Here is a 21,006-nt window from a genome sequence, read left to right on the forward strand (position 1 = left end):
GAATGATGGGTGAGGGTTCCCGGGTGGTAATCCAGGCGGAAAAACTTGCCAAAACCTACTCTGACAACGGCGTGCCGGTGCCGGCGGTGCGCGGCATCGATTTGACCATCCACGCCGGTGAATTCACCGCCATCGTCGGTCCCTCCGGCTCCGGCAAGACCACCTTGCTGCATTTGCTTTCCGGACTGGACACGCCCACGGCCGGCGAAGTCTGGCTGAACGGTAAAGCGCTGGCACGCATGAGCGGTCGCGAGTTGTCGGATTTCCGCCGCGACCACATCGGTTTCATCTTTCAAGCCTACAATCTCATCCCGGTTTTGACGGTGGAGGAGAACGTCGAATATGTCATGCTGCTGCAAAAAGTGCCCAAACGCGAGCGGCGGGGGCGCGTGCTGCGCATCCTGCAGGAAGTGGGACTGGCAGACCTGGCGCACCGGTTGCCGCCGCAGCTTTCCGGCGGCCAGCAACAGCGCGTTGCCATTGCGCGCGCCATGGTCGCAAAACCCTCGCTGATTCTCGCCGATGAGCCTACCGCCAATCTCGATTCCAGCACCGGCGCCGGCCTGCTGGACATGATGCACCGCCTCAACGAGCGCACCGGCATGACTTTCGTGTTTTCCACTCATGATGAGATGATCATGAAACGCGCCCGTCGCGTCATTACCATCAAAGACGGATTGATTGCGGGTGAGGAGAGGCGCGATGGCTAGCCAGGCACCGGCATGCGCACTGCTGCTGCTCGGCAGCGTGCTGATCGTGCTGCCCCTGCCGACGCATGGCCGGCAGGCGGTGGCCTGCGCAGGCCAGTACAAAAGCTTCTTCGTCGTCTTTCATCTGCCGGATTATGACAGCCCGGCTGCTCTGCCGCTGCCGACGGATTGGGGTGCCGTTTACAACCGGCTGCGTCTCCAACTGTCCTGGCAACACTCTGACTGGCTTGTCCTGCACGCCGCATATGATCTCTCGCCGCGTGTGCAGGACCCCGTGCTGTTCGAGAATCGTTTGACGCCGACCGGCATCGATCCCGCGAAATATCGCGCGGTTGATCTCAGAGCACGGCTCCATCCCGGCAGGGACAGCGAGGTCGGCAGCTTTGCCATTTTTCAGAATCTCGACCGTATGCTGGTGGAGTTGAAAACCGCACCGGCGGATATCCTCATTGGCCGGCAACCGATCGCGTGGGGCAGCAGCCGCGTGCTCAATCCCACGGATGTGCTCACGCCATTCGTCTTTCAGGAACTGGACACCGAGGAACGTGTCGGGATCGACGCTGTGCGCGTGCGCGTGCCACTGAGTGCGCTCGCCGAGTTTGATGCCGGTTATGTTTTCGGTGAGAATTTTGCATTCACGCAAAGCGCATTTTTCACACGGGCAAAATTTTATCGCGCCAAGACCGATGTCGCGCTGCTGCTGTTGGGTTTTCGTGGGAATTTGCTGGTTGGAATCGATCTCGCCCGTAGTCTGGGCGGCGCCGGCTTGTGGCTGGAAGCGGCCCAGGTGTTTACTGACCGGCTGCAGGAATCTGCCGGGGAGGCGGCGCCCGATTATTTCCGCGGCACGGCGGGCCTGGACTACAGCTTCAGCGGCGGGACTTATGGTTTCGTGGAATATCACTACAGCACGGCCGGCGCCGGCAACGCCGAACATTACCTTCGCAGTCTCACCGCTCCGGCTTTTCAAGAAGGGGCGGTCTATTTGCTGGGCCGGCACTATCTCGCGCCCGGCCTGGTTTTCCAAATCTCACCTTTGCTCACTTTGAGCACGCAGGCGCTGTGCAATCTGAATGATGCCTCGTTGTTCCTTGCGGCACAGTGGGAATACAATTTGGCGCAGAATGTTTACCTGGCGGCGGGCGCGTTTTTCAGCAGCGGCAAGCGGCCGGAGATCACGAGCTACGACGCCGTCTTTCCCACCTTGCGTCTGCATTCCGAATTCGGCACCTATCCTGATCTTTACTTCACCGCCATCCGAATCTATTTTTGAATCGTCAGCGTTTCAAATCAGCACGCTCCGGCGCGCGGCCCACTGGGCGCCCAGCAGCGCCAAGGTTTCCGCCTCCAGCATGTTTTGCGCCATGCGAAAGATGATCTGTTCTTCTTTCGCAAAATGGGCACGCGCGGTCTGAATGGTGTGCAGCAGGAGATTTCGCGCTTCGGCAATCTCCTGCGTTCCCTGCATGAGCTGCAGGCTCTGTGCGATCGCCTCGTGTTCCAATCGCATCACCGCGAGCGGCCCCGATTTGGGATCCAGGTGCGCCTCGAGGGCAACAAAGAGTAGTTCATCCTCCAGGTGGGCATGCGTCTCGAGCGCCACCGCCAGCATGGTGCCCTGGCTTTTGACCAGCGCCAAATCTTTGGCCGGCGGAATGTTTTTTTCCAGATAATCAAATTGTACATAAAAAACGGCGTGTTCTCCCAGCAACGCATCGGTGATTTTCATAAATTGTTCTCCGCGAGTTTTAGTTTTTTCCTGGTGTAGACAGCTTTGAGTTGTTTGAGAATCACCAGACAGCCGTGGCATTCATCTTTGAGCACTTCAAGCGCGATGGGTTCGATGCGAACCTCGTGCCCAAGTTCTTCATACATTTCAAGAGCATCCTGCGCGCGTTTGGCGTCGGCAACAAATCGCCGCTCCCAGCCCTCGGCAATCAATACCGGATCAGGCGGTGACATACAGCCTGGAACATTGCTATGATCAACTTGACAATTATTGCTCATGCCGTATTACGCCTTACATTTTACACTTGACGTCATCACGCTATTCCCACTGCACTTTGCGCCAAGCTCTCTGCCCGCTGCGCAAAAAGTTTTCGCAACCGCAGTTGTCCCAAAATCGCGCAACCCAGCGCCGCGGTGAATTGCGGCATGTCGCCTGCGGGCACGTTCACCTTTTCTCCCAATCTTTCGCGCAAAACATTCGCCATCACTTCCCAGCGTAAAATGCCGCCGACGAGCGTGTACTCCGGCTCGAGCTTATTGCGCTTCATCAATTGCAGTGAGCGGTCAGTGAGCGAGATGATGGCGCCGTACATGATGTCTTCCGGCGGCACGCCTTCGGAAAGATGGCTGATGACTTCGGATTCGGCGAACACGGCGCACACGCCGGAGATCGGCACTTTCTCTTTCGACAATCCCAAGAGCGGGCCGATGTCCGCCGTGGTGTAGCCCATGTAGCGCGCCGTTTTTTCGAGAAACGCACCGGTGCCGGAAGCACACTTGTCGTTAAGGCGAAAAGTTTGCACCTTCGCTCGTTCGTCGATGCGACTCGCTTTCATCGTCTGCCCGCCGATGTCGAGCACCGTGCGCGTGTTGGGAAAAAGAAAACTCGCGCCACGCGCCGTCGCCGTGAGATCGGTGACTTGCAGATCACGAAACGGCACTTGATGGCGCCCGTAGCCCGTGGTGATGACATACGCAATGTCTTCCAATTTGAGCCCCGCTTCATTCACCACTTTGTCGCGAACTTTTTCCGCCACTTCTTTCAGCCGCGAGCCAGTGGCTTCCATATAGCGCGCGATGATTTTATGATCATTGCGCAGAATAACGGCTTTAGTGTAGGTGGAGCCGACGTCAAGGCCCAAAGTGTACGCCATGATGAATTCTCCTTTTCATTTTTCCCGTTCTTGCCTGATTCTATTTAGGCAGATTACCCTCGGGCCCGCGAAACACACGAAAGACACTAAAAAGGCTTTTCGCGTCTTTTCGTGTGTTTCGCGGGCAATGAGCTCGAATGTGACTAAGTAGAACCAACTTGGCTTCTTTTCTAAGCGCTTGCCCGCGGCACCGACCTGACCCAACAACCGAAGTGTTTCAGCTCTTCCATGCGGCACGACCACACCAGCTCGCCGTTCCACAAGGTCATGTCGGGACAGCCGTCACACATGTTTTGCAAGCCGTTCGGGAGAAAATCGACCGGCTGAATGATCATGATCGATTGATAGTGCAGCCCTTTGAACAACCGCAGCGGATTGGCGAGCACCGCGCTGAGATAACTGCCGGCAGCGCCGCGTACGCCGCGATCGATCAGCGAGAGCAACAACATCGACCGGCCGAGATTGGTGTGCGCCGGTTTGGTATACGCCAAATAACGGCCCTGCGTTAGATGATACATCGTCTGAATCGTTTCCATGAATTTGGGGCCGACGTAGCCGTAAATTTTTTCCTTCGAACCGAGGCGGCCGGTGAGCAGCCATTTGAACGAGTTTGGTTTCTCCGTCCCATTCAGATAGGCGCACGGCGTGAACTCGGGAAATCTTTTGCGAATCTCGGCAACCACGTCCGTTGACTTCAGATCAATCTTGCGCTCTTTCGTTTCCGAATAGGCGAGCACATCCAAATTAATTTTTCTTCCGCCCGCATACCAGTCAAACGGAAGCTGGGGAACCGCGGCGCGAAAGAGAATGAACACCATGACTTGCACGATGTCGATGTGCTTGGCAGCCCAATCCACAAGCTCCGGCGTGTATTGCAGCGTGTCCTCATAAACCGTCGAGTTGAAGGCGCACGACAAGCCGCCGACTTCCGCCAGCATCTCGGCGTAGTGCAGCCGCAACTCGTTCAACTCGATTTCGTTTTTATTCTTCCATTTTGGTCGGCCTTGCTTGCTGTCGATATGAAAAGTGAACCCTAACGCGCCGGCGCGTTTCAGCTCGCGCAAGAGTTCCGGCGTCAGCATGCCGCCGTTGGTGTTAATGACCGGCTTGAATCCCATCTCTGCAATCATCCGCACGATCTCGACGATGTTCGGGTGCATAAGCGGATCACCGCCGGCAATGGAGATGCCGTCAGAATTGCGCAGTTCGCGAAAGGTTTCCACTTCCTGCCTCACCATCTCCAAAGGCTTGTGGCTCTTGGCGACGTTCTCGCGATAGCAGCCGTCACACGCCAGATTGCAAGCCGAAGTCGGCTCCAGCCAGGAAATGGCATTGTCCGGAAGCGACCACGGCAAGCGGTATAGTTGACGATGGTTGATGGTTGGACTCATCATAATCATGTCTCCTTCTAAATGACGGGAGTGTGGATTTTACAGTCCACAGGCGTATCGCGGACAAGAAAGTCCGCGCTCCCTCACCATTCAATCATTTTTACTTTTTCATCTTTTTATCTTCTTTGCCTCAACAACGTGGTCCAGGGCAAACAATGCCGCGCCCAATGCGCCCATGAAATGCGAATCTTCGCTCACATTCACTTTCCTGCCCAAGCCCTCTTCCAACGCGCGGATCATCCCGATGTTTTTTGCCACGCCGCCGGTGAAAGTGATTTCCTCCTCAATGCCAACGCGGCGCAATAGCCCGATGGAACGCGCGGCGATGGATTGATGCACGCCCCACAAAATATCTTCCACCTTTTTGCCTTTGCCCAGCCAAGAGAGAACTTCGGATTCGGCAAACACCGTGCAAGTCGTGCTGATGCGCACCGGTTTCTCCGCGCGTAATGCCGTCGCGCCTAATTCTCCCAACGGAATATCGAGCGCGACCGCGGCTGCGCCGAGAAAACGTCCCGTGCCCGCCGCGCATTTGTCGTTCATGCAGAAATCGACAATCTCGCCTTTGTCGTTGACGCGAATCGCTTTGCTGTCCTGCCCGCCCATGTCAATCACCGTGCGGGTCGCCGGAAACATGTGCGCCGCGCCGCGGCCGTGACAACTGATCTCCGTCACCTGCTTATTGCCGAACGTGACTTTGTAGCGGCCATAACCGGTGCCGATGACGTATTCGACTTCCTCTTCACCGATCTGTGCGGCTTCCATCGCCTGTTGAAACGCCTTTTGCGCCGCGGCGGTAACGTTGGCACCCGTATCCGTCAGCGCCCGCGCGACGATTTCTTTTTTGGCGTTGATGATCACCGCTTTGGTTTGAGTGGAGCCGACATCGACTCCGGCTGCGTAAGACATGGCCACTCTCCTTCCAGTTTGGGTTGAGGGATAGTTGGAGTAATGGATGATTGGGTTAGCCAGGTCTTGCCCCAATTAATCCAACAATCCAGTAATCGATCATTCCATCGCTTCCGCCATCTGCCGGCGCGAAATCAATCCCTCAAAAAACGCGTCGATGCGATTCTTCATCTGCGCTTCCGAGACCACGCGTTGATCCATCATATCGGATTCGATGAACAGCGTGGGAAGGTCCTTTTTCGACATCAAATACCGACGGCCGTCGGCGAGGCCGGTGGACACGGTGCGGCAGCTTTTGATGGGATGATAAACCACGCCGTCGATGTGAAAAGGTTCGGTCATCGACAGGATGGCTTGATCTTGATGAAACATGCTGTCCATCGCATCGCGCACGCTGATTAACAAGCCCGCGGCGAGGCTCTCAATAGGGTCGCGCAAATCGTATTCGAAACCGAGATTGGTGCCGCCCGCGGCGAACCACAAATATGTTGAATGCACAAACACGCCGCCCCAGTTGGAGAAGAATTCGTTGAAGCGACGAAAGATGGGATAGCACGGCACGCCGACAAACACGAGGCGAAATTTTTCTTCATCCAAAGTGCCGATGCCGTGCTGCGATTTGTACGCCATCTCCTCGACAAGATCTTTAAAAAACGCGCTGCCCGCCGCAGTGCCGCGAAAGCCGTTGGCCACGCCGAGATAAATCGTGCCATCGGTGAGCGCATTGAACACGGCAGGAGAGGCTTGGTTGAATTCAAGCGTTTGCTTCCAGTCGCGGCTCATGTCATTGGCATACCCCAACACCTCGCGAAATTTGTCGATGTCAAATTCCTTCCCAGTTATTTGCTCGCAAAGCGTAATCAGCTCTTTGAGCTGCTCCACGACGTAGCGGCGATCGCGCTCAAAATCCGGATCGCCCGGCCACGATTGCGTGCCCGCGGCGCGGGTGGCGGGAATATCGATGGTGAAGATCGGAACGTGATACATGCGCTCCCAAATCTCCGCCCATTTGATGTACGTGTTGCAAGCATTGGTCAACACGGCGAGTCGCGGCTTGGGAATCTTGCCCATCGGATGCTGCCCGCCTTTGAGTTGCACCGCCACGTCGGCTTTGACGTAGCCGCAAATATCCGGCGAGTAGCCGTATTCTTCCGCCGCGTTGAGAAACTCCGGGGCAACCTTGCGCACCGCAGTTTGCAGCGAGTTGATCTCTGGGAAGACCACGGGCAGATCGAAGGTTTTGAGAATTTCATTCAAGCTGCCCATCACGAACACATACGCCGCGCCTTCGCCACGCTCACTGCATTCGTTTAATTCCGTGAACCATTCGCGAAAGAGTTTGGCGCCATCGCGATTGCCGCGTCCGACGATTCCGTTGTCATCATTTGGCATTGTCCATTCTCCCTTAAGAACTCGCCAACGGATTGAAGAACCCAACTGATTTTAAATTATCCGTTGGGTTTTTCTATCCGTTCAAAATTTAGCCTTTGAGCATCAAGCTTGATTTTCCAGCGCATTCTTTGCCCATGTCAACGAACGCAGCATTTGAATGCTGATGATCAAATACCACAAACCCACAAACGGCCCGAAGTCGATGAGATCGGCGTTGGCCGGCGGTATGGGAAAAGTATACAGATTGAAACCGAGCAGCAAAACCGCAAGCAGCGCGCCGATGCCGCCGAGTATTTTGCCAAAGCGCGGATGCTTGAGCATGTTCACCGCAAACAGCAGTGTGCCGATCCCAATAAAAACATCCCAGGAAACATCCAAGCCCAGTTGCACTTTGTCAACCGCCTTCCAAATCAATTCGAGCGTCGATTTCGTGGCGGCGTCAGCGGCTTTGTCCACGTAATCGCGCATAGATATTGAAATCGCCAATTGCACGATGAGCATCATGTTTACGATGCTGCCGGCGATGACATTCGCGCCCGCGGCAATTTGGGTGGAGACGCTTTTTTGATGAAGCTTCAGCAGATGATAAAGGCCAACGCTGGCCAGGCTCAGCAGCGGGCCGAAAGCCGCGGCAAAGGCAACCGTCAAGATTCTCGGCATATCGACGGCGGCCATGATGGCATAAACGACACAGGCGATGACTCCGGCGATGGCGCCGAGCTTGATCCAGGTGAAAGTCAAAACGTTTTCTTTGTTCATGCAACGCTTTTTTTGTTTTAGAAGCTTTTAATCTGCCCACGAACACAAGAGAAAGACGCGAAAATGAATTAAAGCAAAATAATTACACTGAAGCTGAATCGTTTTGCCGCAACCCAAAAGAAAATCTCCAACAGATAGAAGAACCCACCTGTTAAAGCTTTATCCGTTGGGTTTTTCTATCTGTTGGAAAAAATCTTTGTTTTTATGCACAGTCATCATTTGTAACAGACGAAGTTTTTACTTGTTATTTGCAAGTTCATTTTATCTGTTCATGTGTTTCGCGCATTTAGTAGGTCAATCAAAGAGAATATTTTCCACGAACGTTTCGAGTTGGATGCCAAGATGCTCAAACGTTGTTTGATTTTCCTCAAACTCCGTGATGAAATAAGGTATATGCTCGGCGTCGAGTGCCTTGCTGTAAGTCACCTGTTCCTCCAAACCCGGCTCGCACATTTTGGCGGCGGCAAGAATAACAGCCTCGGCGTTGGATTGCTTGACACGGTCGAGCAGCATTTTCTCTTTCGGTTTGCGCAGATCGTGCTGCACCGGACTGTAGGAGGATTTTTCAATGTACGCTTCCGCCAAATTGAACAGGGGATCGCCATCCAACGGAACTTCTTCGAGAAGGTAACGCAATCCAATTAGCAGATCATCATCGACGACGTAACACGACTGCGCGATGGTTTGCAGGAGATCGACCGGCGGCAGCTCGCAGAATCCGCCTTCAAACACGACGCGCATCTTGTCCTGCTTCTTCAGCGGACGCGTTTTGAGCATCGGCAGAACCGCGCGGAGAAATTCGTTGTACTCTTCGCGCGGCAGAAATCCGGCGAGCGCGATCAGCACAAACGCTTCGTCCGCGGCGAGCAGCCACGGCGTTCCGCGTTTGATGGCGTACAACTCACGCATCAACGCACGACTTTCATTATAAACCGCGAGTGAACGGCATAAATCGACATCTGTAACTTTGCGGCCTGCAATGGTTTCGATGTCGCCTTTCAGTCTTTCATACTCATCGCGAAGATAGTTAATCGAGTAGTGCGAATTGGGATTTTGCGGCAGGTAGAGTATTTGGCACTTGTAGGGAAAGTTGCGACCCCAAATCGCCGCGAGATTGCGCGCCGCGTCGCAGATGGGATGCGTGACGAACATGTCGAGCGCGATCTTCTTTGTCAACGCCAGCTCGAGCGAAGTTTTGATGATCGAGCATAAATACGAGCCGAAATGCGATTCCGCTTCCATGCCCTCGACCTGCGCGCCGCAAATTTTGACCGGTAGCAGCCCGGCCGCATGCGCGATTTCTTCGGGAAAGTAGACTTGAAAATGCCCTACGACTTTCCCACCGCTTTCGCGCCAGCGCCGCACCGTGGGATATTCGGGCTCTTCAACCAAATCGCGGCAGAGCAGCAAAATTTCTTCGAGTGGCTTGCCCTGCCATTCGGTAAAAACCGGTTCTCTTTCCATCATTTCTGTTCACTTTCAACAGATATTACGTCATTATGGCAAGAAGCCTTTTTGTAATTCCTCTGAAAACAAGTTCGTTGTTTCGCCTTTAGGCGTCGGGCTCCCGACACAAGTTGAACGCCTGAAGGCGACACGACAAACGTTTATTTTCATCATTATCGGGTGTCGAACCCGGCATGGGCAATTACTAAGAAAATAGGTTCATACTAACGCCTTTAGGCGTCGGACGCTCAATGAGGGGAGAACGCCTGAAGGCGCCACTACAAACATTCATTCTCATCATTATCGAGTATCGATCTCGACATGGGCGATTCATCTGAAACCGGAGTGCAATGCCTACGGCCGTGGGCTTCAGTGTTGCAACAGTGAACTGTTGCGCTCCGATTCATTGGTCTCAAATGTATTGTCCGCCATCAACCTTAATGACCTCCCCTGTAATATGTCGTGCCCACTCCGAACAGAGAAACAGAATCGTGCTGGCCACGTCTTCCGGTTGACCCAATCGCCCCAGCACGGTTTCGGATTGAGCTTGATCCAAAATTTGTTGCGGCAGGTTTTGCGTGAGCGTCGTGAGAATATATCCCGGCGCCACGGCATTGACGTTCACGTTGTATCGTCCCAATTCTTTTGCCACAGTTTTGGTCAATCCAATCAAACCCGCTTTCGACGCGGCGTAATTGGCCAAACCGAATTTGCCGCGCAGGCCGTTGATTGAAGAAACATTCACGATTTTCCCGTGCTGCCTTTCGCGAAAATGCGGCGCAAGATAATGGATAAAATTGAACGCGCCTTTCAAGTTCACATTGATCACCGCATCCCATGCGGCTTCGTCCATTTTCCACACCGGCGCATCGCGCGAGATGCCGGCGTTGTTGATCAGGCAATCAACGGCTTTTTCTCCGGCGAGAATGTTGTTGATGCACTCTCGCACGGCGCTGAAATCAGACACGTCGGCCTTGATGAAGCGGCAATTGGCAAGCGCTTCTTCTGGAGGCCGCATATCAACACAAACAACGCGGCCGCCGGCTTCAACAAAGAGTTTGGCAGTTGTCAGGCCAATACCGCCGCTGCCGCCGGTGATGACGGCAACTTGATTGGTAAAATCCAGCTTCAGCATCGCAGTAACTTGTGTGACCCACGAAACACACAAAATACGCTAAAAAGCCGTTCGTGTATTTTCGTGTGTTTCGCGGCCAAATCAAATGTGCTCGAGCAGAATTATGAAGTCTTTGCTTCCGGTTGCGCAAATCGCCTCATGAGTTTGTTCCATCCCATGAGCGGGGCCGTCAGTTTAAACCATCCCATGATGAGCTTTTCCGCGGCCTTCATGCCGCCGCGCACGGTGCTGAATTCCTTGTAGCCCAGACCGTTGCTGATGTGCATAGCTTTGAAGACCGCGGGCATGCCCTCGATCTTTTCGCTTTTGAGGAACAGCATGATTTGAAAAAATTTCGCCTGCTCTGCCGCGGGCGTGAACCAAACGCGGCAGCGCAAATCCGTCGCGCTTTTGTTGGCGGGGCTGTGCGGCGTCATGCGCGGTACCGTGATGGTCTCACCCGCGCGCGCGGTGATGGTTTTGCCGGCGAGCTTGAGCGTGACCTCGCCTTCGAGCACCTCGAAATGCTCGTCGCAATCCTTGTGCAGGTGCTCCGGCACTGCGCCGCCGGGCTGCATCGTCCACATGAATGCGCAGGCATTTTCTGATAAAACGAGAGGCTGAAAGATTTCTTTTCCCCAGCCGATGCTGGGATAGGCCGTTGATGACGGCATGTGTTTGTCCTTCAAAATAACGTTCATGACACGGATGTTCTTTCGCTTCGCACTCACAACGTTGCCGCTTTTTTCCACAACACCAGCCCCAGCCAAGCCGCCCACACTGGCGCGAGGAAAAGATAAAAGTTCAGGCCCGCGCCGGAGAGCGCCGCGCTTTGCAGCATGTAACCCAACACGTCCGCCACACTGGCAATGCCGAGCAGCAAAGTGAACATGCCCAGCCAGCGATATTCGGAGCGCAACAGCCAGCTCGTGCCCAGAAACCAAACCGCGGCCAGCGTCATGGTGAAAATATTCCAGACGCCGCTCATCACCTCGTTGTTGAGATTGGCGAACACCTGCGTCACCACGGCTTTTTGCGCAACCTCGCCGGCCGCGTAGGCCGCGTACAACGGCACAGTGGCGCCGGCAAGCATGGCCGCGCCGGTAGCGCCGATGAGAATGTAGCCGAGGCCGCAGAGCGTGAACAATTGGCTGTGGAGCTTGGCGGTGGATGAGAACCAGTGGTGAAGCGCGAGCGCCAAAGGCACGACCGGCAGATAATACCCGAAGATGTCGAGTATCCATCCCCAGCGCAGCGTCGCCGAGGGATCGGGTTGAAAGGCGATGGCTTTCACCGGATCGAAAGCCGTTTCAAAATCCCAATTGAAGGCGGTGAAAATGAGCATGATGCTTGCCAGCGCCACCGGACAGGAGAGCACGGCAAGGAATCCCGCCATTTTGAAAAAAGAAGATTCTTTTTTCATGTTCCTTTCTCCTCAGTTTTGAGGTGGTTAAAAACTACTGATGATTGTAAAAATTTAGCCGATTGAGCTTCGGAGTGCAAAACTTTAGTTTTGCTTCATTCGGGTCTACTGGTTTTTCCAAGCCGGCTTGCGTTTTTCCATGAATGCCTTGATGCCCTCGTTGGCATCGGCGGTTTCCATCAGTTCCTGCACGTACATTTTTTCCAGTGTATCAATATTTTTTAGAAAGGCAAGATGCATTTCGTGACGCGAGGCGCGCGCGGCAAATTGCAGCGCGATGGCGCTTTTCGGCAAAATGTGTTTGGCGAGAAAATCATCCAGCTCCACTTGTGGGTTGGCGGAAACAGAATAAACCAATCTCATCTGTTTCGCTTCCTGCGCCGTGAGGGAGCGGCCGCTGAGTACTAAATCATCGGCGGCTGATTGCCCAATGAGATGTGGCAAGATGAGAGAAGCGACCGGCGGAAAAACGGCGAGGTTGATTTCCGGCTGGCCGAATTGGGCATCTTCGGAAGCGAAAATCCAATGGCAAAACATCGCCAATTCAAACCCGCCGCCGAGGCATTGGCCGCGCACCAAAGCAATGCACGGCTTATTGACGGCGATGAGCGTGCGAAACAAATCATGAAACGTCGCCAGCATGTACGGCGCGAATTCCTTTTGATGTTCCGGCACGCTTGCGCCAAACGAGAAGTGCCCGCCTGCGCCTTGAAACATGAGTGCTTTGAGCGAGGGCGCGCTGCCGTTCTCTGTGATGGCTGTCATCAGCTCCGTCATCATCTCGCGATCGAGGACGTTGCCTTTGGGGGCGTTGAGGGTGAGTGTGAGAATTTGATTTTCGTGAGAGAAGTCAGATTTGATTTTTTGGTATTGAGCCATACATTCTCCTAATTCGGCCAAACGGCAATTAAAAGGACAATTTCCAACTGATAGAAGAACCCAACTGTTAAAGCTGATTTTGCATGAATTTTTCGTCCGCCTTCGCCTGAGAATGAATTCTCAGGCTCAAAAGCGCAAGCCGCCTATTGGGTGGTCAGGCGACTTCAGTCGCCTTGCAACTTTTAACCTGCGATTTCAATCGCAAGCGGCGGTGTCAACGATCACAGTGCAAAATTCAGGTTAAAACTTTATCCTTTATCCGCGCCCCTGAAGGAGCTACTACGAAACGCCACTACAAAACTATTTCCGCGGCGGCATGATCGCTTCGATCAAATCATCATTCCACCGCTGGCCCTGCGCCAGCAATTGCCGCAGCTTGATGAAATTAACTTCACGCTGGCCTTTGGCACCTTCATTGAACGCCTTGAAACCGGCGCGGCCTTCGGTGAGCATGTTCATGCCCAGCCAGGCGCGGTTGCTCTCGCGGTTGCGATCCCAATGCGCGAGTTTATGTTTGCGCACGGACTCAATCGTCTTCGTCAAGCATCCCGGCACAGCCATCATGAGCGAGGTGCAAAGCCGATTGACGGCTTGATCGAGCAGCGAGAGATCATACTCGCATTGGCTGATCAACTCTTTTGCTTTCTGCTTTTCCTCGCCGATGCGCAATTCGCCAAAAATAATTTTGCCGGTCTCGTCGATCCAACGATCGGTGATGACCAGCGGGTTGGGAATGAATTTTCCGTCTTTCTTCAACACCGGCACGATTTCGGTGAGCAGGCCGAGGCGATAAGCTTTGTGCGCGCTCCAATGCTCGCACAGCGTGCAACTCAACATCGCATTTTCAATTCCCACAAAAAGCGGGAGAAAGTCGGTCGAGCCGCCGTCCGGCGCGGAACCGTGTTTGGGGCCGGCTTGGCCGAACATGGCCATATCGCTCGCAATCGAAAAATCGCAGGCCATGCCGATCTCCTGTCCGCCGGCAATGCGCATGCCGTTGACCCGGCAAATCACCGGTTTATCACAGTGCAAAATCGCGGTGACCATGTCGTTGAAGAGCCGCATGTACTGGCGATATTCCTCAGGCTGGCCGCCGTAATATTCCGCATACTCTTTGGTGTTGCCGCCGGTGCAAAACGCCTGATGTCCCACGCCGGTGAAAACCACGGCCACCACGTTGCGCGCATTCGAAGCCGTGCGAAACGCCAGAATCACTTCTTTCACCATTTGTGTGGTGTAGGAATTGAGTTGTTCGGGATTATTCAGAATAATCCACGCATTGTACAAGTCTTCGACCGGTTTGCCTTGTTGATCGAGGCACGGACGCAATTCATAATTGACTTGGGTGAATTTGAAATCGGGAACGAGGTTGTGGTCTTTGAAGGTTGACATGGTTTATCCTTTTATGGTAGAATATTACCCCTGATCAGTGATTCTGCTCGGACGCACTCGAACTCTCTACCCACGAATTACACGAAAAGACGCGAAAAGCCCTTTCGTGTGCTCAAGGCTAACCGGACGAAGTGGAAATAGGCCTTGATCACTAAAAATCCGGCACCAGCACCGGACGTTTTTCCAACTCGCGCCGATGCACACGTTCGAAAACAGAGTTGATCTCGCTCAACGGAAACGTTTGCACGAACGGCGCCAATTGAATTTTTCCCTGCTGAACGAGAGCCAACACTTCGGGATAATATTTGGGATCGCAGCCCCAATTGCCGATGGCGCGCGCGTCGAAGGCCATCAGATTGCTCAAGCGCACTTCGAGCGTATCCATCGTGAAGCCCACTACGCTCAACGTCGCGCCATGCGTGAGTAGACTGAACGCCAACTCTTGGCCTGCCTTCGTGCCCGAGGTTTCAAAGATTTTCCATTCAACCGGCGAAAGCGATTTTTCTTTGACAAAATTTTGGAGAGATTGGCGGAGGGCTTTTTTGTCCAGCGCTTTCGGATTCAACGTGAGATCAGCGCCGTATTGCGAGAGGAGAGTGAGCTTGCGGTCATCGATGTCAATCGCGACCACTATTGCACCGAGCGCTTTGGCAATTTGCACGCCGAAGCCGCCAATGCCGCCGACGCCGATGAAGATTGCCAGATCACCTTTAACGAGCTCGGCATTTTTGATCGCTTGATAAGGTGTGGTGACGGCATCAGCGACCACGGCCAGCTCGCGCAACGTTACGCCGGATTGGCCGAAAGGTGAGGATTCGTCGGACAGGGGCACTTCACACAAGAATCGCGCCGGCACGATAACGTGACCGGCAAAGCCGCCGTCAATGTGATTGCCCGGCATCTTTTGCCGGCGGCAAATGGTGCGGCGGCCCTTGCGGCAAAGCTCGCATTCGCCGCACGGCAGGACAGCGGGAACGACAACCGCCTTACCGATTAGGCTGTGGCAAGTGGCGCCGGCCTCTTCTACTAGGCCGCTGATTTCGTGACCAAGCGTGAGGGGAGGTGGTTTGACAGTGTGAATGCCTTCGTAAAAAAAAACCAAATCGGTGTGACAGACGCCGCAGCCGGCAACACGGACCAACACATCATCTTCAGCCAAGCGCGGTGCCGGGGTTTCCTTTTGCACCATCAGTTGGTTGACGCCGGTCATTTGCCAGCTTTTTATTGAAAGCATAGCGTGTCCTTTTTTTCTGGCACAATGGCGGGTGGGCAAACAGGCTTTCCAATAAAAACTCCGCGAGGGCACGCACGGCGTCGCGATCAAACCGTGGCACCGTCAGCGCCCCGGGATCATCGCCGATCACCGCCAACAAATTTTGAGGCGAGCGGCATTTTAAATCCGGACTGAAGCAGCGACGGAAGACTTCGATGCACGGATATTCCGAACTCCGGAAACCTTCGGCGATGACCAAATCGACATTGCGCGGCAAGTGGCACAGCAGGCGGCCGATCGGCCACTCGCGCTCGACTTCACGAAACATCGCCACCATTTTGGGCGACGAGACCACCACCGCCTCGGCGCCGGCCACGCGCAGGCGATGGCTGTCCTTGCCGGGCTTGTCCAGCTCGTGATGATGGCTGGTGTGCTTGATGACGGCCAGCCGAATGCCGCGTTTGCGCAGCGCCGGAATCAGCTTCTCGATCAGCGTGGTTTTGCCGGTGCCGGAATAGCCGATCACTTCAAGAATGACCGGTCTTTTCGAGTGGTTGTTTATTTTCACAACACGCGCGCCTCATACAAATCCGCGCATTGGCGGCAAATGAGCTGCGCGGTATTCCAGTCAGGATAGTGCTCGCGAATTTTTGCAATCACCTCCACATCCAGCACGCCGGGAGCGATCAACTGAAAGGTCGGGAAATGGCAAATGGCGCAACGGCCTTTGGAAGAAGTTTCGACCGCCTCTCCTGCCAGCCATTTCTCCGGATGCTGCGCAAACTCGACCAATTCGCGATGCGTGTGTGAGTTTTGATCAAAGAAATGCGCGAACGTTTTCGCCAGTTTATCTTCCGCGCCTTGAAACGCGCGTTTGAAATTGGTGAAATGTTTCTCGCGCACCGAAGGCGGCAGCCAGCCGCGTTGAAACAGACGGCCATCGACCGTGATGTCCCACAACACACCGTATCGCCCTTGCAAAAAATGATCGTACGCCGGCCCCGCGTCCGACTTTGGGAAATTCGGCTCGTAGCCGAAATGGGGATCGAGCATATCGACGACGTGCAAAAACTCGTGGCGAAGAAATTGGAGAAAAGCTTCGGATTGCGCCAACAGCTCAGGGGTAAGTTGCACGACGATGGTACGGCGCTCGCGCGCATTTGAACCGGATGATTCCGGTGAAAGGTACAGCTCAGCGCCAAGATTCTTCTGTGAACGGGCTTTTAGGAGAAGACAGCGGCTGGTGGCCTCCGTCAGAATCGGCCACAATGCCAAAATTTGCCGCAACGGATTGGCAAGGCCCAAACGGTGAAACCACTTTGCGTGAAGTGTTTGAAAGGCGGTTTCGCAGTTGTCGCGCTCCGAAGTTTCGTAAAGCCGTTCCCTTTCCTGCCAAAACTCGTCTGCTTCGGGATGATGAACAATCGCGCGGAGAATCGCCTCTTCGAGAAGCTGCGGCTGGAATTCGATGTGAAAATCGGATCTCATGTTGGCTGATTTGTTGAGCGAAGAGCGAGGGCGAAGGGTGAAAGGCGAAAAACGACTACACGCGTTTTTCACCTTTCGCGCTTCGCCCTTCACCCTACACATCTATACAGTAACCGTCGAAGTCGAAGTGCGTTTGGTGATTTGAATCAGCTCGTCGCCAGAACCACATTCGAAACCTTCATCTGCCAGGTCGGTCGGGCGCAGGCGCAGCAGCTCCGAGCCGAGCGGGACGTTGAACCGAGCGCATTCCAGGCGGGCAAAATCATGGCACAAATCGCCGAGAGCGGCATAGAAACTTTCCGGCGCTTCGCGGCGCAACAACTTGCTGAAAGCCGGCACAAATCTGCCGAAATGATCTTTGAGAAACAGCCGTTGCGCGCGGCGGGTTTCCTCCAGCATCGCGGCGTCATTCGCTTCCAGCGCGTGGGCCTCCTTGCGGTTGAGAAAGCAGAGAAATTCACACTCGCAACTGATGTGGTCGACGCGCTCGAACGTATTCACCTTCAGACCGAATGCGCCGTAAAATCCGGCGATGTCGCCCAATTCCTGCGGCTGCTGAAAGAGCGCCTCTTCGCCGTATTCGGTTTCATACGGCGGCACTTTCGGATGCGCGGTGAAGCCGAAAAGATGGCGATATGATTTTTGCAGCGATTCAAGATTGAAAAGCCGGCTCAGGCGACGGACGCGGGAAGCGAGTCCATCCTTTTTGGGGGTTGAGTAGTCGTTGTCCAGCATCGACGCGATTTCAGCCAGCGCAAGGTTGTGATATTCCAAAACCAGCCGCGTTATCGTTTCTTCAGCCGGCGGGCGAAAACCGAGGGCAAGCGCTTCGTAAATGGCGCTGCGGCAAAGCGCCAGATCAACTTCATGCAATTTGAAATTATTCATGCTCAACTCATTTCATTATTTTCCATGCAACCCAACTAACAGCATCATGTCATTCCGCGGGAATTTCAATTAATGAAAATCGGCGTGAAACGGTTCGCCGTTGCAATGCTGAAGCATTGCACTCCGGTGTATTTTCGTGGTATCGCTCATTTCAAGATCGACACCTGTAATGATGAGAATAAGTGTTTGTAGTGACACCTTCAGACGTTTAACTTTTGTCCGAAGCCCGACGCCTAAAGGCGAAACTACGAACTTATTTTCAGAGGAATCCCGTTAAAACTTTGCACACCGTTCAATTGAAAAAAACTGCGTCCGTAGGATGCTTCCCGCATGACATTTGAACGTGCCTTCGGACTTCTAAATCGAATTTGCATGCAGCGCCGGCCGTTCATACACCGGCTCGTCGATCGTCGTGCGAAAAAGCTCTTCCCCGTCTTTTCCGTAAGCGATGACGGTGTCATTGTAAATGCTCACCGGCTTGCCGCGCAGCGTGCCTTCGTAAATTTTCGGGCCTTCTTGAAATTTGTAACTGAAGATGATCAAATTCGAACGCCGGAACAATTGCAGCACCGCGAGCAATTCGCGGTCGGGATTCATGTAACGTTCGATGGCCTCATCCACGCCGGGACCGAACATCTGGCGTAAATACGGCCGCGGCACCCAGCGCGGCGGAATGTAGTAGCCGTTCGGCGCCGTGCCAAGCTGGGGATAGAGCGGCAGCGCGACTTTCGCGACGTGCACGAGATAATAAAGCGGATTGTAGCGATCCTCTGCCCACGTGCCGTTGGGGTTCATTTTCACCAAACCCTGCAAACGAATTTGTCCGATGCACGCGGCCATGCAGCGCGTTTCCATCGGCTTGCCTTTGGATTCCGGATCGGTGCCCTCGACACGCGGGTAGCAAGCGATGCATTTTTCGGAAATGCGCGTGTTGCCGCGATACATGGTTTTCTTGTACGGACACGCTTCGACGCATTTGCGATAGCCGCGGCATTGTTCCTGATCCAGCAACACGATGCCGTCTTCAGGGCGCTTGTAAATCGCTTTGCGTGGACATGCGGCGAGACACGCGGGGTACGTGCAGTGGTTGCAAATGCGCGCGAGATAGAAGAACCAGGTTTTGTGGATCGGCAGTTCCGTGCCTTCTTTGTCTAATTCATACTTCTTGCCTTTGATGCCTTTGGGATTGTCTTCGTAAATGTTCGGTGAATTCCACTCGTGATCTTCCGGCAAATAGCCCAACACCCGGCTGCTTTCGGGTGCGAGTTTCTTCTGCGCCGCTTCGAAGATCGTCATGCCGTCAAATTTTGCCACGCCGTTGGACTTGTTCCAAACCTGCCCACCGGGATTCGCTTCCTCCAACAGCTTGAGAATTTTCATATCCCAAAACTGCGGATAGCCGCCATACGGCTTGGTCTCGACGTTGGCCCACCACATGTGCTCCTGGCCCTTATTGAACGTCCACGTTGACTTGCAGGCCATGGTGCAGCTCTGGCAGGCAATGCAACGGTTGATGTTGAACACAAACGCGAACTGCCGTTTCGGAAAAGCCGCTTCGTAGGGATACTCCATCTCGCGGCCAAGCTGCCAGTTGAAGACTTTGGGCATGGTTGTCTCCTGCAATTGTGTAACGTGATACGTGTAACGTGCGTGCTTGAAATTTTTCGTTAATTTTCAGTATAAAATTTTTTACTGCATGGTTACAGCAATTTGCTCGAACATTTGTCAATCAACGAGTTGCCTTGTGGACATTGCAAAACTCGCGCAAGCTTGGCAACGTTCAAGTCGAGAAGAAAGTTGCAAAATGCTTATTTGATAAAAAGCATTACGCCTACTGTCTTTTCTTCTGTCATTTAGCGGTCGAAAAGGCGCTTAAGCGAATTTATCTCCTGCGCCAGCAAAAACATCCACCTTTTATTCACAATCTTGCTCGCATTGCCGACGAAGCCGGCTTGCAACCGGATCAGGCCTTCAGAATGGACTTGCAAGAATTAACGACATTCAACATAAAAGCACGGCACGAAATCATCAAGGCTCAATTTCATCGGAAAGCAACCAAAGCTTACGCACAACAATGGCTAAAGCGAACCACAAAAATTCTCAACTTGCTCAAAAAGGTCAGGTGAAAAAAATCAGTTTTAGAGCAAGTTCAAAATTATGTGAGCCATCTGCGCGAACAGGGTCTTTCCATTCAAAGCGTGTATATTTTCGGCTCACAAGCCGGCGGCAAAACCCACAAGTGGAGCGATGTCGACGTTTGTATCATCTCCAAAGATTTCAGCCGCCGCAATGATGCGCTCACTTACCTTTGGCGCGCCTTGCGACAACAAAACGTCAAAGGCGGCATCGAACCCATCGGTTTTCATTCTGATGAGTTTATTGACGATATTCCGATCGTGCATGAAATTCTTCGATACGGCGTGCGAATTGTTTGATCGATTCGAGGCGCTGCCGGCCATTTTTTCGCCCTCCGCTCTACGCCTTTCGCTCTTCGCTTTTCATCCGCCCCCAAATTCCCAGACACTCATCAACAATCCTTTCAACCTCCGCGCCGCCGAGCTCAAGATACGCGCGATGCGCGCCGGCGTAAAACGGCGTTTGAAAAACACGCATTAACTTGCTTTTATTAAATCCCAGCCGCGCGAATTCTTCGGCGAACACATACGCCATGTCGCGCGTGCTCTCCGCCGTACCGGGGATTTCAACGCCCACCAGCATGTTCGGATCAGTGGGATCGGGGTCGTCGTAGGGCATCTCTATCTCCTTTTGAGTGTTGGAATTTTGGATTGATGGAATGATGGGGTGTTGTTTTTTTCATCAATCCCCAAAAATCCAACACTCCATTACTCCGATATGTTTTTTACACCTTCAGCAACACCACGCACAGCAGAATCACGATTCCCAAAATCGTTGCCGTAACCGAGAGCCACGGCAGCAGCTTTTGCGCCTTGATAAACTCGGTCGAGGGTTTTTCACCCGCCTCTGGCGCCAAAGCGTTCATCTTCGGAACGATGACCAACATGATCAGCGACGCCAAAGCGATCATTGACAGAAACAGGACATGCTTTATCGTCAACGTGATCCCATAAGTCTCCATCGTACGGTGCTGCCGAGCGCGTG

At 53.7% G+C, this 21,006-nt stretch carries 24 protein-coding genes; 4 read left to right on the forward strand and 20 right to left on the reverse strand.

The genetic code is table 11. The features are described from left to right. Nucleotides 1-2 precede the first annotated feature (2 nt). The gene (locus ONB52_01070) at nt 3-710 is read left to right on the forward strand and encodes an ABC transporter ATP-binding protein (protein ID MDZ7414731.1); all 708 of its coding nucleotides are present in this window, start codon (nt 3-5) and stop codon (nt 708-710) included. Next, nucleotides 703-1,983, forward strand: a complete 1,281-nt coding sequence (locus tag ONB52_01075; GenBank protein ID MDZ7414732.1) for a hypothetical protein — start codon at nt 703-705, stop codon at nt 1,981-1,983. Before ONB52_01070 ends, ONB52_01075 begins: the two co-directional genes overlap by 8 nt. Nucleotides 1,984-1,995: 12 nt before the next feature. Here the strand turns inward: ONB52_01075 and ONB52_01080 are convergent, their stop codons facing one another. From ONB52_01080 to ONB52_01165, 18 genes are all read right to left on the reverse strand, one after another. Next, complete coding sequence (locus ONB52_01080) at nt 1,996-2,439, reverse strand: hemerythrin domain-containing protein (protein ID MDZ7414733.1); 444 nt, start codon at nt 2,437-2,439, stop codon at nt 1,996-1,998. After that, complete coding sequence (locus ONB52_01085; GenBank protein MDZ7414734.1) at nt 2,436-2,717, reverse strand: hypothetical protein; 282 nt, start codon at nt 2,715-2,717, stop codon at nt 2,436-2,438. The genes ONB52_01080 and ONB52_01085 overlap by 4 nt, the downstream gene beginning before the upstream one ends. 35 nt (nt 2,718-2,752) lie before the next feature. Continuing rightward, nucleotides 2,753-3,592: an acyl-CoA dehydratase activase gene (locus ONB52_01090; protein MDZ7414735.1), complete on the reverse strand. Its 840-nt coding sequence runs from the start codon at nt 3,590-3,592 to the stop codon at nt 2,753-2,755. A gap of 170 nt (nt 3,593-3,762) precedes the next feature. Beyond that, nucleotides 3,763-4,986: a radical SAM protein gene (locus ONB52_01095; GenBank protein MDZ7414736.1), complete on the reverse strand. Its 1,224-nt coding sequence runs from the start codon at nt 4,984-4,986 to the stop codon at nt 3,763-3,765. Nucleotides 4,987-5,091: 105 nt separating this feature from the next. Then, nucleotides 5,092-5,892, reverse strand: coding sequence for an acyl-CoA dehydratase activase (locus ONB52_01100; GenBank protein MDZ7414737.1), 801 nt, complete (start codon nt 5,890-5,892; stop codon nt 5,092-5,094). A 99-nt stretch (nt 5,893-5,991) separates the two neighbouring features. Then, on the reverse strand, nt 5,992-7,284 hold the full coding sequence (locus ONB52_01105; protein ID MDZ7414738.1) for a 2-hydroxyacyl-CoA dehydratase family protein: 1,293 nt from the start codon (nt 7,282-7,284) through the stop codon (nt 5,992-5,994). 102 nt (nt 7,285-7,386) lie between these two features. Next, the gene (locus ONB52_01110; GenBank protein MDZ7414739.1) at nt 7,387-8,043 is read right to left on the reverse strand and encodes a hypothetical protein; all 657 of its coding nucleotides are present in this window, start codon (nt 8,041-8,043) and stop codon (nt 7,387-7,389) included. A gap of 294 nt (nt 8,044-8,337) precedes the next feature. Further along, entirely contained in the window at nt 8,338-9,510 is a 1,173-nt protein-coding gene (locus ONB52_01115; protein ID MDZ7414740.1) for a 2-hydroxyacyl-CoA dehydratase family protein, read from the reverse strand. A gap of 391 nt (nt 9,511-9,901) precedes the next feature. After that, the gene (locus ONB52_01120; protein ID MDZ7414741.1) at nt 9,902-10,624 is read right to left on the reverse strand and encodes an SDR family oxidoreductase; all 723 of its coding nucleotides are present in this window, start codon (nt 10,622-10,624) and stop codon (nt 9,902-9,904) included. Between the two features lie 101 nt (nt 10,625-10,725). After that, nucleotides 10,726-11,277, reverse strand: coding sequence for a cupin domain-containing protein (locus tag ONB52_01125; GenBank protein ID MDZ7414742.1), 552 nt, complete (start codon nt 11,275-11,277; stop codon nt 10,726-10,728). A gap of 53 nt (nt 11,278-11,330) precedes the next feature. Then, entirely contained in the window at nt 11,331-12,026 is a 696-nt protein-coding gene (locus ONB52_01130) for a hypothetical protein (GenBank protein ID MDZ7414743.1), read from the reverse strand. A 105-nt stretch (nt 12,027-12,131) separates the two neighbouring features. After that, nucleotides 12,132-12,905, reverse strand: coding sequence for an enoyl-CoA hydratase-related protein (locus ONB52_01135; GenBank protein ID MDZ7414744.1), 774 nt, complete (start codon nt 12,903-12,905; stop codon nt 12,132-12,134). A 300-nt stretch (nt 12,906-13,205) separates the two neighbouring features. Continuing rightward, nucleotides 13,206-14,297 carry a 6-oxocyclohex-1-ene-1-carbonyl-CoA hydratase gene (oah, locus tag ONB52_01140; GenBank protein ID MDZ7414745.1) on the reverse strand — a complete coding sequence of 364 codons (1,092 nt, stop codon included), beginning with the start codon at nt 14,295-14,297 and terminating at the stop codon, nt 13,206-13,208. 151 nt (nt 14,298-14,448) lie between these two features. Beyond that, nucleotides 14,449-15,531 (reverse strand): 6-hydroxycyclohex-1-ene-1-carbonyl-CoA dehydrogenase, encoded by a 1,083-nt coding sequence (gene had / locus ONB52_01145; protein MDZ7414746.1) that lies wholly within the window; start codon nt 15,529-15,531, stop codon nt 14,449-14,451. Continuing rightward, on the reverse strand, nt 15,449-16,078 hold the full coding sequence (gene mobB / locus ONB52_01150; protein ID MDZ7414747.1) for a molybdopterin-guanine dinucleotide biosynthesis protein B: 630 nt from the start codon (nt 16,076-16,078) through the stop codon (nt 15,449-15,451). Before mobB ends, had begins: the two co-directional genes overlap by 83 nt. Then, nucleotides 16,075-16,998, reverse strand: coding sequence for a hypothetical protein (locus ONB52_01155; protein MDZ7414748.1), 924 nt, complete (start codon nt 16,996-16,998; stop codon nt 16,075-16,077). The genes mobB and ONB52_01155 overlap by 4 nt, the downstream gene beginning before the upstream one ends. Nucleotides 16,999-17,100: 102 nt before the next feature. After that, complete coding sequence (locus tag ONB52_01160; GenBank protein ID MDZ7414749.1) at nt 17,101-17,886, reverse strand: molecular chaperone TorD family protein; 786 nt, start codon at nt 17,884-17,886, stop codon at nt 17,101-17,103. Nucleotides 17,887-18,243: 357 nt separating this feature from the next. Continuing rightward, nucleotides 18,244-19,494 carry a nitrate oxidoreductase subunit beta gene (locus ONB52_01165; protein MDZ7414750.1) on the reverse strand — a complete coding sequence of 417 codons (1,251 nt, stop codon included), beginning with the start codon at nt 19,492-19,494 and terminating at the stop codon, nt 18,244-18,246. 134 nt (nt 19,495-19,628) lie between these two features. On the opposite strand from ONB52_01165, the gene ONB52_01170 reads away from it, so the two are divergent. Then, a complete protein-coding gene (locus ONB52_01170) occupies nt 19,629-20,012 on the forward strand; it encodes a HEPN domain-containing protein (protein ID MDZ7414751.1) in 384 nt (127 codons plus the stop codon). Between the two features lie 33 nt (nt 20,013-20,045). Further along, nucleotides 20,046-20,321: a nucleotidyltransferase domain-containing protein gene (locus ONB52_01175; protein MDZ7414752.1), complete on the forward strand. Its 276-nt coding sequence runs from the start codon at nt 20,046-20,048 to the stop codon at nt 20,319-20,321. Nucleotides 20,322-20,361: 40 nt separating this feature from the next. Here ONB52_01175 and ONB52_01180 read toward each other — a convergent pair whose 3' ends face one another. Together ONB52_01180 and ONB52_01185 are read right to left on the reverse strand one after the other, a co-directional pair. Then, entirely contained in the window at nt 20,362-20,640 is a 279-nt protein-coding gene (locus tag ONB52_01180) for a hypothetical protein (protein MDZ7414753.1), read from the reverse strand. Between the two features lie 106 nt (nt 20,641-20,746). After that, a complete protein-coding gene (locus tag ONB52_01185) occupies nt 20,747-20,983 on the reverse strand; it encodes a hypothetical protein (GenBank protein ID MDZ7414754.1) in 237 nt (78 codons plus the stop codon). Nucleotides 20,984-21,006 lie beyond the last annotated feature (23 nt).

It is taken from the genome of candidate division KSB1 bacterium (genome assembly GCA_034506255.1).
Classification (GTDB): domain Bacteria; phylum Zhuqueibacterota; class Zhuqueibacteria; order Zhuqueibacterales; family Zhuqueibacteraceae; genus Coneutiohabitans; species Coneutiohabitans thermophilus.

What these genes read in the sequence shown, in the direction of transcription:
- ONB52_01070 (MDZ7414731.1), top strand. Translation starts at nt 3, where the DNA reads ATGATGGGTGAGGGTTCCCGGGTGGTAATCCAGGCGGAAAAACTTGCC.
- ONB52_01075 (MDZ7414732.1), top strand. Translation starts at nt 703, where the DNA reads ATGGCTAGCCAGGCACCGGCATGCGCACTGCTGCTGCTCGGCAGCGTG.
- ONB52_01080 (MDZ7414733.1), bottom strand. Translation starts at nt 2,439, where the DNA reads ATGAAAATCACCGATGCGTTGCTGGGAGAACACGCCGTTTTTTATGTA.
- ONB52_01085 (MDZ7414734.1), bottom strand. Translation starts at nt 2,717, where the DNA reads ATGAGCAATAATTGTCAAGTTGATCATAGCAATGTTCCAGGCTGTATG.
- ONB52_01090 (MDZ7414735.1), bottom strand. Translation starts at nt 3,592, where the DNA reads ATGGCGTACACTTTGGGCCTTGACGTCGGCTCCACCTACACTAAAGCC.
- ONB52_01095 (MDZ7414736.1), bottom strand. Translation starts at nt 4,986, where the DNA reads ATGATGAGTCCAACCATCAACCATCGTCAACTATACCGCTTGCCGTGG.
- ONB52_01100 (MDZ7414737.1), bottom strand. Translation starts at nt 5,892, where the DNA reads ATGTCTTACGCAGCCGGAGTCGATGTCGGCTCCACTCAAACCAAAGCG.
- ONB52_01105 (MDZ7414738.1), bottom strand. Translation starts at nt 7,284, where the DNA reads ATGCCAAATGATGACAACGGAATCGTCGGACGCGGCAATCGCGATGGC.
- ONB52_01110 (MDZ7414739.1), bottom strand. Translation starts at nt 8,043, where the DNA reads ATGAACAAAGAAAACGTTTTGACTTTCACCTGGATCAAGCTCGGCGCC.
- ONB52_01115 (MDZ7414740.1), bottom strand. Translation starts at nt 9,510, where the DNA reads ATGATGGAAAGAGAACCGGTTTTTACCGAATGGCAGGGCAAGCCACTC.
- ONB52_01120 (MDZ7414741.1), bottom strand. Translation starts at nt 10,624, where the DNA reads ATGCTGAAGCTGGATTTTACCAATCAAGTTGCCGTCATCACCGGCGGC.
- ONB52_01125 (MDZ7414742.1), bottom strand. Translation starts at nt 11,277, where the DNA reads ATGCCGTCATCAACGGCCTATCCCAGCATCGGCTGGGGAAAAGAAATC.
- ONB52_01130 (MDZ7414743.1), bottom strand. Translation starts at nt 12,026, where the DNA reads ATGAAAAAAGAATCTTCTTTTTTCAAAATGGCGGGATTCCTTGCCGTG.
- ONB52_01135 (MDZ7414744.1), bottom strand. Translation starts at nt 12,905, where the DNA reads ATGGCTCAATACCAAAAAATCAAATCTGACTTCTCTCACGAAAATCAA.
- oah (MDZ7414745.1), bottom strand. Translation starts at nt 14,297, where the DNA reads ATGTCAACCTTCAAAGACCACAACCTCGTTCCCGATTTCAAATTCACC.
- had (MDZ7414746.1), bottom strand. Translation starts at nt 15,531, where the DNA reads ATGCTTTCAATAAAAAGCTGGCAAATGACCGGCGTCAACCAACTGATG.
- ONB52_01155 (MDZ7414748.1), bottom strand. Translation starts at nt 16,998, where the DNA reads ATGAGATCCGATTTTCACATCGAATTCCAGCCGCAGCTTCTCGAAGAG.
- ONB52_01160 (MDZ7414749.1), bottom strand. Translation starts at nt 17,886, where the DNA reads ATGAATAATTTCAAATTGCATGAAGTTGATCTGGCGCTTTGCCGCAGC.
- ONB52_01165 (MDZ7414750.1), bottom strand. Translation starts at nt 19,494, where the DNA reads ATGCCCAAAGTCTTCAACTGGCAGCTTGGCCGCGAGATGGAGTATCCC.
- ONB52_01180 (MDZ7414753.1), bottom strand. Translation starts at nt 20,640, where the DNA reads ATGCCCTACGACGACCCCGATCCCACTGATCCGAACATGCTGGTGGGC.
- ONB52_01185 (MDZ7414754.1), bottom strand. Translation starts at nt 20,983, where the DNA reads ATGGAGACTTATGGGATCACGTTGACGATAAAGCATGTCCTGTTTCTG.